Origin of the sequence: Thalassospira sp. MIT121401 (assembly GCF_047125595.1) — a bacterium.
Lineage (GTDB): Bacteria > Pseudomonadota > Alphaproteobacteria > Rhodospirillales > Thalassospiraceae > Thalassospira > Thalassospira povalilytica.
The window spans coordinates 3440001-3455105 of the sequence record NZ_CP138926.1 but is presented as its reverse complement, the minus strand read 5'-3'; the positions used below and the strand labels follow the sequence as shown (position 1 = coordinate 3455105).

The 15105-nt window shown below is 54.7% G+C and carries 12 protein-coding genes (1 of these 12 cut by a window edge); 8 read left to right on the top strand and 4 right to left on the bottom strand.

Annotation, left to right across the window (positions count from 1 at the left end; genetic code table 11):
• Positions 1 to 281 precede the first annotated feature (281 nt).
• Positions 282 to 1742: an NAD-dependent succinate-semialdehyde dehydrogenase gene (locus tag SIB88_RS15930; protein WP_287465855.1), complete on the top strand. Its 1461-nt coding sequence runs from the start codon at positions 282 to 284 to the stop codon at positions 1740 to 1742.
• An 87-nt stretch (positions 1743 to 1829) separates the two neighbouring features.
• Here SIB88_RS15930 and SIB88_RS15925 read toward each other — a convergent pair whose 3' ends face one another.
• Positions 1830 to 2372, bottom strand: a complete 543-nt coding sequence (locus SIB88_RS15925) for a hypothetical protein (RefSeq protein WP_068517986.1) — start codon at positions 2370 to 2372, stop codon at positions 1830 to 1832.
• Positions 2373 to 2670: 298 nt separating this feature from the next.
• Here SIB88_RS15925 and glpK point away from each other — a divergent pair, with 298 nt between their 5' ends.
• The gene (glpK, locus tag SIB88_RS15920) at positions 2671 to 4167 is read left to right on the top strand and encodes a glycerol kinase GlpK (RefSeq protein WP_412558520.1); all 1497 of its coding nucleotides are present in this window, start codon (positions 2671 to 2673) and stop codon (positions 4165 to 4167) included.
• A 166-nt stretch (positions 4168 to 4333) separates the two neighbouring features.
• A complete protein-coding gene (locus tag SIB88_RS15915) occupies positions 4334 to 5278 on the top strand; it encodes an AEC family transporter (RefSeq protein ID WP_068518001.1) in 945 nt (314 codons plus the stop codon).
• On the opposite strand, the gene SIB88_RS15910 is transcribed toward SIB88_RS15915, so the two are convergent.
• Together SIB88_RS15910 and SIB88_RS15905 are read right to left on the bottom strand one after the other, a co-directional pair.
• Positions 5279 to 6430: a Gfo/Idh/MocA family protein gene (locus SIB88_RS15910; protein WP_412559384.1), complete on the bottom strand. Its 1152-nt coding sequence runs from the start codon at positions 6428 to 6430 to the stop codon at positions 5279 to 5281.
• Between the two features lie 230 nt (positions 6431 to 6660).
• Positions 6661 to 7392, bottom strand: a complete 732-nt coding sequence (locus SIB88_RS15905) for a hypothetical protein (protein ID WP_412558519.1) — start codon at positions 7390 to 7392, stop codon at positions 6661 to 6663.
• Positions 7393 to 7530: 138 nt separating this feature from the next.
• On the opposite strand from SIB88_RS15905, the gene SIB88_RS15900 reads away from it, so the two are divergent.
• The 5 genes from SIB88_RS15900 to SIB88_RS15880 all read left to right on the top strand — a co-directional run bounded on the left by SIB88_RS15900 (position 7531) and on the right by SIB88_RS15880 (position 14401).
• Positions 7531 to 9945, top strand: a complete 2415-nt coding sequence (locus SIB88_RS15900) for a glycosyltransferase (RefSeq protein WP_412558518.1) — start codon at positions 7531 to 7533, stop codon at positions 9943 to 9945.
• Positions 9946 to 10140: 195 nt separating this feature from the next.
• Positions 10141 to 11037: a dihydrodipicolinate synthase family protein gene (locus tag SIB88_RS15895; protein ID WP_068518479.1), complete on the top strand. Its 897-nt coding sequence runs from the start codon at positions 10141 to 10143 to the stop codon at positions 11035 to 11037.
• Positions 11038 to 11227: 190 nt separating this feature from the next.
• Positions 11228 to 12511, top strand: a complete 1284-nt coding sequence (locus SIB88_RS15890; protein WP_412558517.1) for an NAD(P)/FAD-dependent oxidoreductase — start codon at positions 11228 to 11230, stop codon at positions 12509 to 12511.
• 14 nt (positions 12512 to 12525) lie between these two features.
• Positions 12526 to 13527 carry a 4-hydroxyproline epimerase gene (locus SIB88_RS15885; protein ID WP_101247366.1) on the top strand — a complete coding sequence of 334 codons (1002 nt, stop codon included), beginning with the start codon at positions 12526 to 12528 and terminating at the stop codon, positions 13525 to 13527.
• A 205-nt stretch (positions 13528 to 13732) separates the two neighbouring features.
• A complete protein-coding gene (locus SIB88_RS15880; RefSeq protein ID WP_068518476.1) occupies positions 13733 to 14401 on the top strand; it encodes a GntR family transcriptional regulator in 669 nt (222 codons plus the stop codon).
• 124 nt (positions 14402 to 14525) lie between these two features.
• On the opposite strand, the gene SIB88_RS15875 is transcribed toward SIB88_RS15880, so the two are convergent.
• A protein-coding gene (locus SIB88_RS15875; RefSeq protein WP_412558516.1) for a proline racemase family protein crosses the window boundary here: on the bottom strand, positions 14526 to 15105 show its 3' portion. It continues 491 nt past the right edge of the window; only the last 580 of its 1071 coding nucleotides appear in the window; its start codon lies beyond the right edge, outside the window — the gene reads right to left on this strand; it ends in the stop codon at positions 14526 to 14528.

Genomic DNA, 15105 nt, shown 5'->3' with positions numbered 1-15105 from the left:
CGGTTTCCGTCCCCTTGTTTTTGCAAGGCAGGGTGTGACGCCAAGCCGGCCGGTGAAATTGATCGCAACCGGTTGGGGAGACGGCCAAATATCGCATTTTCTGCCAAAAGATTCGGTCAATGGTGGATCGGTTGCAATCTTCTGGCAAAGGGCGTGATCATGGTTGTTTGCGATTGCCAAGGCAGAAATATCTCGCGAAGATGTGGCATTGATCCCGGAGCAGACTAGATGTGGGATATCCGATCGAGTTGCTCCCAATAAAGAATTCCGGAGGCACTAAAATGATATCGCTTAAAGACCCGTCACTTTTCACCCAGCAGGCCTATGTCGGCGGGGAATGGGTCGATGCCCCAGACGGGAAAACCGAACAGGTCACCAACCCGGCCACCGGTGAAGTGCTTGGCACTGTGCCGGTCCTTGGCCGCGATGCGGTTGCCCATGCGGTCAATGTTGCCGAAAAGGCCCAGAAGCTTTGGAAAAAGCGCACGGCGAAGGAACGTTCGGCCATTCTGATGAAATGGTACGACCTGATGATGGAAAATCAGGATGATCTTGGTGCCATCATGACCGCCGAACAGGGCAAGCCGCTTGCCGAGGCCAAAGGCGAAATCGCCTATGCGTCAAGCTTCCTGCAATGGTTCGCCGAAGAAGGCAAACGTATTTACGGTGACGTGATCCCGACCTTTGCCGAAGGCCGCCGTGTGATGGTTCTGAAAGAGCCGGTCGGTGTTTGTGCCGCGATCACGCCGTGGAACTTCCCGACGGCAATGATCACGCGCAAGGCGGGCCCGGCACTGGCCGTTGGCTGTGCGATGGTGGTCAAACCGGCAATGGAAACGCCCTATTCCGCACTGGCCATGGCGATCCTGGCCGAACGTGCCGGCCTTCCCAAAGGGCTGCTGTCGATTGTTACCGGTGAAGCGGTCGAAATCGGTGCGGAAATGACCGAAAACCCGAAAGTCCGCAAACTGACCTTTACCGGATCGACCCCGGTCGGGCGTTTGCTGATGCGTCAATGTGCCGATACGGTCAAGAAAATCAGCCTTGAACTTGGCGGCAATGCGCCATTCATCGTCTGTGAAGATGCCGATATCGATGCCGCGGTCGAAGGTGCGATTGCATCGAAATACCGCAATGCCGGTCAGACCTGTGTCTGTGCGAACCGTCTGTTTGTCCATGATGCGGTCTATGACGAATTTGCCGAAAAATATGCCGCCAAAGTCGCCGAAATGCCGGTCGGTAACGGTTTTGAGGACGGCGTGGTCATTGGTCCGCTGATCAATGAAAAGGCGGTGGCAAAGGTTGAAAACCAGGTTGCCGATGCTGTGTCCAAAGGTGGCCGCATCTTGACCGGTGGCAAGCGCCATGAACTTGGCGGGTCGTTCTTCCAGCCGACGGTGATTGCCGATGCCAATCGTGACATGACGGTCTTCCGCGAGGAAACCTTTGGCCCGATGGCACCCCTGATCCGTTTCCACAGCGATGACGAAGTTCTGGAAATGGCCAATGATTCCGAATTTGGTCTGGCGTCATATTTCTATTCGCGTGACATTTCGCGCATCTGGAAGCTGGCCGAAGGACTTGAAAGCGGTCTGGTCGGTGTGAATGTCGGCGTCATGGCGACCGAGGTCGCACCGTTTGGCGGTTTCAAACAGTCCGGTGTTGGCCGCGAGGGTTCGAAATACGGCGTCGAGGATTATCTCGAAGTCAAATATGTCTGCATTGGCGGGATCGACGACTGATCCCGGACAGAGCACGCAAGCAAAAGGGCGCTGCAAATCGCAGCGCCCTTTTCGTTTGTGATTTTGCTGGTCTGTCGCCCGGGATGATCAGGCCGAAAACAGATCTTTTCGTGCGCCCGATGTCTGGGGATCGTCTTCTTCGCCGGTGATGGATTGTGACGATCCGGCCGGCAGTTCCGATTGCAGTTCGGTAAAGACATCAAACATGCGCGGGTTGAAGGCGATCTGTGCCTGCATCCGGTCACGGCGTTCGCTTTCGGATTCCTTGCCGTCATTTTTACCGAGTTCCGCATTGGCAAGTGTATTGCCATTAAGCTGCTGTTCGATGGCATCAGCGATGGTTTTTTCGACCGCCTGACGATCTTCGGCATCCATTTTGGCCAGTGCTTCTTCGTCCAGCCCCATGCTTTTAAGGATTTTGGCGCGCAATTCTTCGATTTTGCGTTCCTCGATTTCCTTTACATAGGTGGTAAAGCCGTGTTCGCGGATATAGGCCAGCTCGGTATTTTCTTCCTTGTCGTCATCAGGAAGCGGCTGACTGTTCGAGGCAATCGTCATACCCTGCGAAGCCGCACTTTTGGCGCTATAGGCGGTTTTGGTGACGCTTAGCAATGTGTCATACAATCCCATAAGAGCCCTCCATGGGAAAAAGATGCCGGTTGGAATTCATTCTTGCCGGATTTGTTGCAATTCGCGTGCCGCGCGAAAACCGGTCATTTTTGCCACATGCAACGTGTGATAGGCTCTCACCCAACAGGGCTATGCCAGAAAATCGGTGAAAAATTTTCGAAAACGAATTGTTTTTTGGTGCGATTTTTTTCTAAATAGAGCGATAAAGCCAACCGCCCGATCGCAAAGACGGGCAGAACGCATGGCATCATGCAGGGTCAGAGGGCAGGGAAACTGCCGGCTCGGGAGGAAAACACAAATGACCGATACGCGTTACATCCTTGCCATTGATCAGGGAACGACAAGTTCACGTGCGATTGTTTTTGATGAAAACGGCCGATCCGTTTCCGTCGCACAACAGGAATTCCCCCAACATTTCCCCAATAGCGGCTGGGTCGAACATGACCCCGAAGATTTGTGGAACACGGTTGTTGCCGTCTGCAAAGAGGCATTGGCACGCGTTGATATCAAACAGGTCGCAGCGATTGGCATCACCAACCAGCGTGAAACCACCGTTGTCTGGGACCGCAAAACGGGCAAGGCGATTTACAATGCCATTGTCTGGCAGGACCGCCGCACCGCGTCGCTGTGTCATGATTTGAAAAAACGTGATCCGGGGCTTGAGGATGCGGTCAATGCACGTTCGGGTCTTTTGATCGATCCGTATTTTTCGGCCACCAAGGTTGCCTGGATCCTTGACCATGTATCAGGCGCGCGGGCACGGGCCGAGCAGGGTGATCTTGCGTTCGGCACGGTCGACAGTTTCCTTTTGTGGCGTTTGACCGGTGGTAAATCCCATGCGACCGATGCCACCAATGCCGCACGCACCAACCTGTTTAACATTCGCGAAAACGCCTGGGACGATACGCTTTGCCAAATCTTCCGGGTGCCGCAAACCATGCTGCCCGAAGTCAAGGATTGTGCGGCCGACTTTGGCGCAACCGATCCCGATCTGTTCGGGGCCGAAATCCCGGTTCTGGGCATGGCGGGCGATCAGCAGGCGGCGGCCTTTGGCCAATGCTGCTTTGAGCCGGGCGATATCAAAAGCACCTATGGCACCGGTTGCTTTGTGATCCTCAATACCGGGGAGGAGGCCGTAACATCCCGGCACCGTCTTTTGACCACGGTCGGGTATCGCATCAATGGCAAGACAAGCTATGCCATCGAAGGGGCGATCTTTGTCGCCGGGGCGGCAGTGCAATGGTTGCGCGATGGTCTTGGCATCATCAAATCGGCGGCCGAAACCGAAGGATTGGCAAAGTCCCTTGATGACAATCACGGGGTTTATCTTGTCCCGGCCTTTACCGGACTTGGCGCACCCTATTGGGACCCGGATGCGCGCGGGGCGATTTTTGGTCTGACACGTGATACCGGCCCGCGTGAATTTGTCCGTGCCGCGCTTGAAAGTGTTTGTTACCAGACATTTGACCTGTTCGAAGCCATGGCGGCAGATGGTGTGTCGCCCAAGGCGGTGCGTGTTGATGGCGGCATGGTTGCCAATGACTGGCTGTGTCAGATGCTGTCGGACGTTTTGGGCATTTCGGTCGAACGGCCCGAAGTCACCGAAACCACGGCCCTTGGTGCGGCCTATCTTGCCGGTCTTCAGGCCGGGATTTACCGCGATCTAGATCATATTTCGGCCAATTGGCATCTGGATGCCAGTTTCGAGCCGAAGATCGAAACATCGCGCCGCGATGGTCTTTTGGCAGGGTGGAAGGATGCGGTTCGTCGGGTTCAAACCGATCCCGAGGCCTGACGCGCATAGCTGCATTGTCCGGCATTCGTGCCGTAACGCTGGTAAGCATTTAAATTGCTTTGTACTATTTCAGGACGGTATCGCTGATGCCGTCCTTTCTTTTTGCGCGATTTATGGAATTTGGGGTCTGTTATCGCGCCTTGTTTACAGGGATGCCGGGGGGAATATGCTTGATCTGATCGTTGGAAAAGTTGGTCCTGTCTTTTTGACGATCATGTGCGGCTTTGTGCTGACCCATATCAAGATCATCTCCCGTCAGGGTATTCCGTTCCTTGCCAAAATAGCGATGAATGCCTTTATCCCGGCCATGCTGTTCCAGACTTTGTCGCAATCCGACATCAGTGCGCATTTCGATTTGCGCCTTTGGGGCAGCTATTATTCCGGTGTGTTTTTGAACTTTGCGGTGGTGTTTGTCATTGCGCGATTGTGGCTTAAGGCCAGAACCGATGAATCCGCTGTGACCGCGATGGGCGGGGTATTTTCCAATATCGTTCTTCTGGGCATTCCGCTGGTGCAGGCCGTTTACGGCGAAGAAGGTCTGGTGCCGGTTCTGATCATTTTGTCGATCCATCCGCTCAGTCTTCTGGGGATGACGATCATGATCGTCGAAGGATCGCGCAGTGGCGGTGACGGGCACTGGTTGCCGAAAGTCCTGCGCAGCGTTTTGCGGGTTTTGAAAAACCCGATCATCATCGCGATTATTCTGGGTGTGCTGGCATCCCTGCTTAAGATCAGGATGCCCGAAATGATCGACGGCACCTTTGAGCGGTTCCGCACAGCCGGACCGACCATTGCGCTTTTGCTGGTCGGTGCGGGGCTTTACGGGCAGTCGGTGCGCGGCAATCTGAGTGCCAGCTTGCTCTGTACGGTGGCCAAGATGTTTGTTCAGCCGCTTCTGGTCTTTTCGGTCGGGCATTTCATCTTTGATCTGCCGCCCTTGCAACTGACCATTCTGACTCTGGTGGCCGCGCTGCCATCCGGGGCGAATGTGGCGATCATTGCCGGCAGTTATAATGTCTGTATCGACCGGTCAGCCACGACCATTCTGATTACCACCGTGATCAGCATGATCACCTTGCCGTTGATTGTACTTTATGCAGGCGCCTTCTGATCAATAACCGGCGGCATTGATCACGAGTGCCATCAGCTTGATTTCATCTTCAAGGCTTGGCATCAGCTGATCCTGCCCACCGGATGCGATGGCATCGACAAAGGTTTCAACAGCCGATCTTTGGCCTTTGTCCTGACTGAAATATGTGCGCATCACGGTGCGTCCATTGATCGAAAGTTTGCGCCAGTCGGTCAGTTGCGCATCAAATCCCGGTGCATCGATCTGAAGGATTTCCTTGGGTTCGCGACGTGTGCTGTGCTGATAGCTGATGTCACCTTGTGATCCGTCCTCGAACCGGATTGTCCAGATGCTGTCACCGGTGCTGCGATCAAGCCACTGGCAACGGATATCGCTGATTTCGGTCCGGTTCAGACTGGCGATCAGGTCAATGAAATGGGTGATCTCGCCAATTGTGCGCCCGCCCTGTTCCGGATTGTTCAGCCAGTGCCGATCGGCAAGCGGGGTGACGCGCACCCGGTAACGGAAATGCTTTGGCCCGTCGGGCAGGGCGTCTTTCAGTTTTGCGGTCATGGCAGCATAACGGCGATTATGCCCGACCATAAAGATCGCATCAGGCGCCATTACCGACTGGCAATTCTGCAAAAGGGCAAGCCCGTCGCGGGTTATGGCAATCGGTTTTTCAAGCCAGACATGTTTTCCGGATTTCAGTGCGTCGGCGGCAAGGGCTGCGTGGCTGTCATGGCGGGTGGCGATCATGACGCTGTTGATCGCGGGGTTTTCGAAAATCTCGTTGGCAGATGTCAGCGCACGGGCATTGGCGAACTTGCGGGCAACCGCCATCGCAGAAAGCCCGTCACGGGAACAGCATGCGACAATATCGGCATTGCCGCAGTTTTTCAGATACGGGACCAACTGACTGCCAAGGTAATTTCCGGTGCCGATCAGGCCAAGGGTCACGGGGCTTGCTTTGCGAATTGGTGGTTGTTGCTTGGAAGGTTGACGGAGCTTTGGGATCGAGCGCACCCGGGGATCGGTTGGCGGGGTTTGCTCGGTCGGTTGCGATGCGATGTCATAACTTACCAGTGTCGCCAGTTGATCCTGCGAAGGACCTTTTGCGAAATGATCGGCGATATCGGCAAAGGCGATCTTGCTTGTGATCAGGGGGGATGGATCAAGTTTGCCATCCGCCATCAAATCAAGGGCGGCCTGGATATTGCGTTTGATTGTCCAGCGCACATAGCCCAGCGGATAGTCATGGCCCAGTTCTTCATAAGCGGGGTCATAGCGGCCCGGCCCGTATGAGCGGACCTGATGAATGCAGATTTCCTTGTCATAAAGGGTTTTGCGATGGGCACTGATATTGACATCGCCAACGCAAATGATTGTGCCGCGATCCCGGCACATGCGTGCTGCCTGATCGATCAATGCATGCATGCCGCGCGCGGCAGCACAGATATAAACAGCATCAAAACTGTTGTCGGGTGCGTGGCGGCAATGATCGACCCCGCCATGGGCACCGTTTTCCTGTGCAAATTGCCGGCGCAACGGATTTGGTTCGATGATGGTGGTGCGCGCGCCGCTTGCAAAAGCAACTGGCCGATCAGCCCCGCACCGATAATCGCGATCTTGTCGCCAATGGTTGTTTGCCCCTGTCGCAAGCCATGCAGTGCAAGAGCATAAAGGGTGGCAAAGGCCGCCTTGTCGTCCGGGACGCTATCGGGAACCGGGCAGGCCATATTGACCGGAACACGGTTCCATTGGGCATGGTTGGCATGGCCCATTCCGGCAATCGCCACCCGCTGGCCAAGATAAAAGCCGTCAGCCTTGGCGCCAATGCGTTCTATCCGCCCGATTGCCGAATATCCCAATGGCATCGGACGGCCAAGCTGATTGGTGACGCGCGAAGCGGTGGCCTTTGCACCGCTGGTTGCCATTGATTTCAACGTCAGTGCAACAAGATCGGGGCGTTGCCATGCCTTTTGCCACAGCGGTGCTGTTGCCTGACGCACCTGGGTGAATTCCGTGCCCGGGCTGATGACGCTAAAGCATGTTTGAACAAGGATGTCATGGTCACCCGGGATTGGAACCGGGCAGTCGGCAAGGACGACTTTGCGCTCGCCAGGAAATCGCAACAGGGCTTTCATCTCTGCCATGATCATCCTTTTTCGATAACAGGTTGAATATCGTTGGGAAGATTAAACCACATGCGGGCCGGGTTGGTCGATCCGTGATTGACGCGGGCACGGTGCGGGTTTAGCAAGATGGCAGACTTCAATTTGGAACCGCTTATCATGCAACAATCTGTCCCGGCGCGGCATTGGCGCGACACTGTGCTTGGCCTTGCCGCTATCCTGTTTGGTCTTTCTGCACCGCTGTTTTTCTTTGGGCGGACGGCCTTGGGGATCGGACTTGGACTGTCGCTGATTGCGGCACTTGCATCTGCTGATCATGGTGAAGCCTGGCGCAAAATGCGTGCCGATATTGCGACGCCTATTGGCTTGCTTGTCTGCGCGGCACTGGCGGCCTTTTTCGTGTCTGCTGCTTGTTCAATCATGCCGGGAAAATCGCTTGAAACCTGGACAGGGCGTTTCGCAATGATGGCGGGTATCTGGTATCTGATGCGCCTGATCGAACCAAAAGCACGGCTTGCGTGGGATGCATGTATATATGGTGCGGTTGCAGTTGTCGGTTACTGCATGTTTTCCATTCTTGTGTATCCGGAATTATTGTCGCTCAAAGCGCTGCGTGAACCGGAATTTGCATTTGACATCACCCGTCGCCTTAAACCGCTTGGCAGTTTCCTGATTTTCGGGGCGATGATGCTGGTTATTGATGCCGTCGACCATAAGGGATTGCGTCGATATGTTTCGGTGCTGGCGGCAATCTGCATTCTTCCGATCCTTGAGGTGTCGCATGGTCGTGCCAATGTGGCAGCGATGATGGCTGCGGCCTGTGCGGTTGGTTTTTGTGCGGTGCTTCTGATCAAGTCCCGCGTCCTTAAAATCGGTGTGTTGGTCGGAGTGGCCGGTATTTGCGTCATTGCCCTGACATGGTTGAGCGGGGTGACAAGCAATTCAAGCAGCCTGATGGGCTTTGACACCTATCTGCCGACCTGGCTTGTTGATATTCACCGCCAGATGATCTGGAAATTTGCCTTTAGCCACGTCTTTGATCATCCCCTGATCGGCTATGGGATCAATGCATCGCCCTGGGTTCCCGGTGCCGATGAAATGGCGGGAACATCCAGTCAATCTGTGTTGCCCGGACATCCCCATAGCTGGTTCATGGAAATCTGGCTTGAAGTCGGGCTGGTGGGGCTTGCTGTCGTTGTGCCGCTGGTGCTGTTAATTGCAAAGACCGCGATCACGGATGTGTATTGCAACGGGCTAAGGGCGGCGGCTTTGCCGCTCATGATGCTGGCCGCATACTGGTTTGCCGGACTGTTCAATTACTCGTTCTGGACGTCATGGTGGTTCGGGGTCTTCCTGTTGTCATTGTCGTTGGCGCTGTTGCGCCGTGAAGCGCTACTTGCGACAAGAAAACCCAAATCCCGCCGCAAAACCATGATTGTCTGTGCTGAAGACTGGTCTTTCGTCTCGCACCGGATCGGATTGGGGCGGGCGGCATTGGTGCGTGGTGACGAGGTTGTCGTTGCGTGCAATACCGGGGCTGCGACCGAGGCCCTGCGTGCCGAAGGTTTCCGCGTGATCAATATTCCGATTGCGCGTGGCGGGCTAAGCCCGCTCAAGTCGCTTAAAACCGTTAAGGCATTGGCTTGTCTGATCCGTCGCGAAAACCCGGACGTGATCGTCAATGTTGCCATTCAATGTGTTGTTCTGTCGGTATGCGCCGGCATGCTGGTTGGTGCAAGGCGGTCGGTCAATATGGTAACCGGGCTTGGCTTTCTGTTCGTTTCGGGTGGGGCCAAGGCAACGGTTGTTCGTGCCATCGTCTCGATGATTTTGCGGGTTTATGCCCGCTTTGGTTCTGTTCATATAATCGTGCAAAATCAGGATGATCTTGCCCTGATGAAGGGGCTCGGTTTTAAGGAAAACCGTGTCAGTCTGGTGCGGGGATCTGGTGTTGATATTTCGGCATATGCCCCGGCTGATAAGGCGCCCGGTAATCCCAAAACGGCGATTTTTGTGGCCCGCATGTTGTGGTCAAAGGGGCTTGCAGAACTGATAGAAGCGGCCCGCATGCTTAAATCCCGCGGTCGTGATTACCGTATTCTTCTGGTTGGCGATGTTGATCCGGCCAATCCCGACAGTGCGAATGAGGCTGATCTTGTCACTTGGCAAAAAGATGGCCTTGTTGAATGGCTTGGTAAACGAAGCGATGTTGCGTCGCTTCTGCGCGATGCGGATCTTGCTGTTCTGCCGTCCTGGCGCGAAGGATTGCCAAAGGCATTGCTCGAAGCCGCAGCTTGCGGGCTTGCGATGGTTGCAACCGATGTGCCCGGGTGTCGCGAAATTGTCCGCGATCAGGAAAACGGAATTCTGGTACCGCTACGAGATGCAAACGCATTGGCCAATGCCATCGAAACGCTGATGGAAGATGACGCAAAACGCGCAGAATTTGGCAAGGCCGCCAGAAAGCTGGTGGAGAATGAGCTGTGCGATGGCGTGATCATTGCCAAAACACTTGCTGTCGTGACCGGCGAAACGATGCCGCCGCGGGTTCAAAAATTGCCATTCTTTGCCTGATATTATTCAGACATCACCACCATCCAAAGGGCCCGGTTTCGGGCCCTTTTCTTTTTGCGGAAGAATCTCGTTGCGCCTGTGTTTTTAATTTTGTATACAATATACATGAATTGCATTTGATCCCATGATCAAACCGTTTGAACATTCATGGCGGGGTAGGTGAATTATCCCGACATATCAGGAGGTTACTTTCCCATGCAGGTAAACTGGACTGGCGTTTTCCCCGCCGTTGCAACCCAGATGAACGAAGATGGCTCTATCGATTTTGATATGACCGCAGAACAGATCGAAGCCCTGATCGAGGCAGGCGTTGACGGTCTGGTGATGCTGGGGTCGGTTGGTGAAAACACTGCCCTTGATCCCGAAGAAAAAGTCGCCGTTCTGAAGCTTGCTGTGGAAGTCACCAAGGGCCGCATTCCGGTTCTTTCCGGTGTTGCCGAAAGCTCCACCCGGGCGGCGATCCGCTATGTCCAGGAATGCGAAAAAATCGGTGCCGATGGCCTGATGTTGCTGCCGGGCATGGTTTACACCGCCGATCCGCGCGAAAATATCGAACATTTCCGCACGGTTGCCAATGCAACCAAGCTGCCGATCATGATTTATAACAATCCGGGTGCCTATCGCATCGACATCAAGCCCGAAGAATTCAATCAGCTTGCCGATGTCAAAAACCTGGTCGCGATCAAGGAAAGCTCGGGCGACCCGCGTCGTATCACCGACATCTATAATGCCTGTGGTGATCGCTTCGTTCTGTTCTGTGGCATGGATGACCTTGTCATGGAAACCCAGGTCCTTGGTGCGGTTGGCTGGATTTCCGGTTTCACCGATGCCTTCCCGAAAGAATCGGTCGCACTGTGGAAGCTGCTGTCTGAGGGAAAATACAAGGAAGCTCTTGAAATCTATCGCTGGTTCACCCCGGTTCTGCACATGGATGTTCATGCCAAACTGGTGCAATACATCAAGCTGGCACAGGAAATGACCGGCGTTGGCAAACCGCATGTGCGTGCTCCGCGTCTGCCGCTGGTGGGGGAAGAGCTCGAAACCATCAAGGCAACCATTCAAAAAGCCATCGACACGCGCCCGTCGCTCTAAGGGCTTCGTTCCGGGTCCTTTGTAACGACCGCAATCACACCTCTCGCACCCGAAAACCGTGATTGCATTCAGGGTCGGTTTGATGAAACAGTAAGCTCCCCCGTGGCTATTCATGGGGGAGTTTCCTGCCATCTGGCGACCATTTCACGACAAGAAACCAAACGCGCACCACATCAGGCGAGGCCCCGAAATGACCAATACCAAACCCGATACCAACACTCCGGCAAGTGATGGCAAAAAGGCCGTCGTCATTGGTGCTGGCATTGTCGGGGTGAATGTCGGTCTGGCTCTTTTGAAAAAGGGCAATGACGTTACCATTCTTGATCGCGGGGAGCCGGGCAGGGGGACTTCCTTTGGCAATGCCGGCGGGATTGCGGTTTCCGAATGCGCACCGATTGCGATGCCCGGAACGCTGCTGAATGTGCCGGGCTGGTTGATGGATCCCTATGGTCCGCTTTCAATCCGTTGGAGTTACTTGCCCAAAATGATGCCCTGGCTTTTGCGCTTCATTGCTGCAAGCTCCAAAAGCCGGGTTGAACAGATCAGTACCGAACTGGCCGCGATCCTTAATCGCGTCTGGGAAGATTACGAGCCGGTAATTGCCGAGGCTGGCCTAAATGACGCAGTCTTTAAAAAGGAAGGCGCGCTTGGTGTCTATCGCTCGGAAAAGACCCGGCGTGACGCTGAATACGGCATTGATTTGCGCCGGCGCAAGGGCATTAAAATCCGCGATATCACACGTGACGAGATCATGGATCTTGAACCTGATCTGGCACCGATCTTCCCGTGTGGCGTGATCGAAGAAGACTGGGGCCGTGTGCTTGATCCCTTCAAGATCGTGACCGGTCTGTATAAGCATTTCATCGAGCGCGGCGGAAAATTCCAGACCGCAGATGTCACAGATTTCGTCTATCGCGACGGGCAGCCACGTGCGGCCATGACCACATCTGGCGACCAAATTACCTTTGATACGCTGGTGGTTGCCTGCGGTGCGTGGTCGAAAACGCTGGCCAAACGTCTGGGCTCGCCCGTGCCGCTTGACACAGAACGTGGCTATAACACCACCGTTCCCTATCATGATGTCAAACTGTCACGCACCATCATCAGTGCCGATGACAGCATCATTCTGACACCGATGGAAATGGGCATTCGCGTTGGTGGTGCGGTCGAACTTGGCGGGCTGATTGCCCCGCCCAACTATGACCGTGCCAAGGCCCTGTTTGCCAAGGGCAAGGAAGTCCTGCCGAAACTCAATGCTGAAGGCGGCACCGAATGGATGGGCTTCCGGCCCTCTATGCCGGATTCAAAACCGGTCATTTCCAAAAGCGCGAAACACCGCAATGTCTTCTTCTCGTTCGGTCATGGCCATCTTGGCCTGACCATGGGGGCGACCACCGGTCGTTTGATTTCCGATCTTGTCACCGGATCGCAAACGCCGATCGACATGACGCCCTATCGTATCAATCGCTTCTGAGTGCAGGCCCCATAATGGCGAAAAACAGCTTCTTTTGCATAGACGGTCATACCTGTGGCAATCCGGTTCGTCTGGTTGCAGGCGGTGGACCAAAACTTGAAGGTGCCAACATGCTCGAAAAGCGTGCGCACTTTCTGGCTGAATATGACTGGATCCGCACCGGCCTGATGTTCGAGCCGCGCGGTCATGACATCATGTCGGGCTCGATCCTCTATGATCCGACTTCTGATGATTATGATGTTGCGGTGCTGTTTATCGAAACATCGGGATGTCTTCCGATGTGCGGTCACGGCACCATCGGGACTGTGACCATGGCGATCGAGGAAGGTCTGGTCAAACCGAAAACCCCGGGTCGTCTGCGTCTTGAAACCCCGGCCGGTCTGGTGATCGCCGAATATAAGCAGGTCGGCGATTACGTTGAATCGGTCAAACTGACCAACGTGCCATCCTTCCTTTATAAAACCGATATCGAGGTCGATTGCCCTGATCTTGGTCCGATCAAGGTCGATGTTGCCTATGGCGGCAATTTCTATGCGATTGTCGAACCCCAGGAAAACTTCCGCGATATGGCCGATTTCACCGTGGGGGATCTGCAACGTATCAGCCCGGAATTGCGCCGGCGCCTGAATGCGGAAAACACCTTCGTTCATCCGCTCCATCCCGATATCAAGGGACTTTCCCATATTCAGTGGACCGGCAAACCGACCCAGCCTGAAAGCACCCATCGCAATGCGGTGTTTTATGGCGACAAGGGTATTGACCGTTCACCTTGCGGCACCGGCTCCTCGGCCCGTCTGGCGCAATTGGTCGCCAAGGGGCAGTGGGATCCGGCCGACGAGCTGGTACATGAAAGCATCATCGGCTCACAATTCCGGGTTTCCGTGGTCGAGAAAACCAAAGTCGGGGAATTTGATGCAGTGGTGCCGGGCATCGAAGGCTGGGCGCGCAAGCACGGCTATAACACCATCTTTATTGATGACCGCGATCCCTATGCGCATGGTTTCATTGTGAAATAATCGGATTGCGATGGCGTTTGCGACAAAGGGGGCTTTATGCCCCCTTTGTTGTATTTCGCCCGATCATGGGAAATTATACAGTATGCAATTGTATTGCGACTTGCATGGGCCAGCGTTATGACTATTACCAGACGGGCTCGTCCCGTCTGGGCGGCACATCGACCCGCACGCCATGATTTCGGGTAACAGATTATAAAGAGCTGAAATGACCGCATCACCGCGATTTACCCGCCGTACCATCACCGATCAGGTGACCGAAGACCTTCGGGCACGTATCCTTTCGGGCGATTTCCCCGCAGGCTTCCAGTTGCGACAGGATGCCATTGCCGGTGAATATAACGTATCGCGTATTCCGGTCCGCGAAGCTTTGCAGCGTCTTGATGCCGAAGGGTTGGTAACGTTTCAGCCGCACAAGGGTGCAATTGTTTCCCAGCTTTCGCTTGATGAAATCGAAGAATTGTTCGAAGTCCGCAAGCTCCTTGAATGCGAATTGCTTCGTCATGCGGTGCCGCGCCTGACCCCGGCCGATCTTAAATCGGTCGAAGACATCCTGCTGGTCTATGATGAAGCCTTCCGGTCGGGGGATGTCGCCAAATGGGGCGAGCTTAACCGTGAATTCCATGACCGGCTTTACCGGGCATCGAACCGTCCCAAGACGCTCGAAATCATTCGCATGATCGGCAACAACACCGTGCGCTTCACCCAGGCGCAGCTTGCCTTGTCCGGTGCAACTGATCGGGCCGAACGCGAACATCATCAGATATTCGAAGCCTGCAAGGCCGGCAATACCGACGAAGCGGTCGAATTGCTAGCAGACCACATTCAAAGTTCGGCCGACAGCCTGATGGAATGCCTGCGCAAGGCCCGTGAATAGGCGATCATCGCACAGATATCGCAAAGATATCGCAAAGATACAGTCCGATAACTAAAAAGGGATGCCGCATCTGGCATCCCTTTTTTGCTGTGATCGGCTCTGCGGCCTAGATGGGCTAAGGGACCTAGCGGACAATAAAACCGCGCCCGACATCATCACCATCCTCGTACCAGAAACTGGCCTTGCCGCTGTAATGGGCCTGTCCGCGCGCCGATGCGATAATCGCGGCATGCGGGCCACACGTGGTGACATCCCCGACAGACCCCTCAAAATCTGATCCGATCACACTTTCAAACTGGCGGGTTTGACCGGGTTTGATCAGGCCCTTGGCATGCTGGATGGCAAGACGCGCACTGACACCTGATCCGGTCGGGCTGCGATCGACCTGATTTTTGGCAAATACACGTATATTACGTGTTGGTTGGGGGCTGAACGCGTCGCGCCCGTCGGTCAGGATCGCGCCATACAGAAATGCCAGATCATCATGATCGGGATGGGAAAGCGTGATGCTGTTATTCACCGCCTGACAAATCTGTTCTGAAAGGGCGGTCAGACGGCCGACATTGTCAGGCGTAATCGTCATGTCAAACTGTCCGGCATCAAGGATCGCATAAAACGCGCCGCCATATCCGATATCGGTTTTAAAGGCCCTGCCATCGGGCAGGCAAAGCGCAAGATCGCTGGCAAACATGAAGGATGGTACG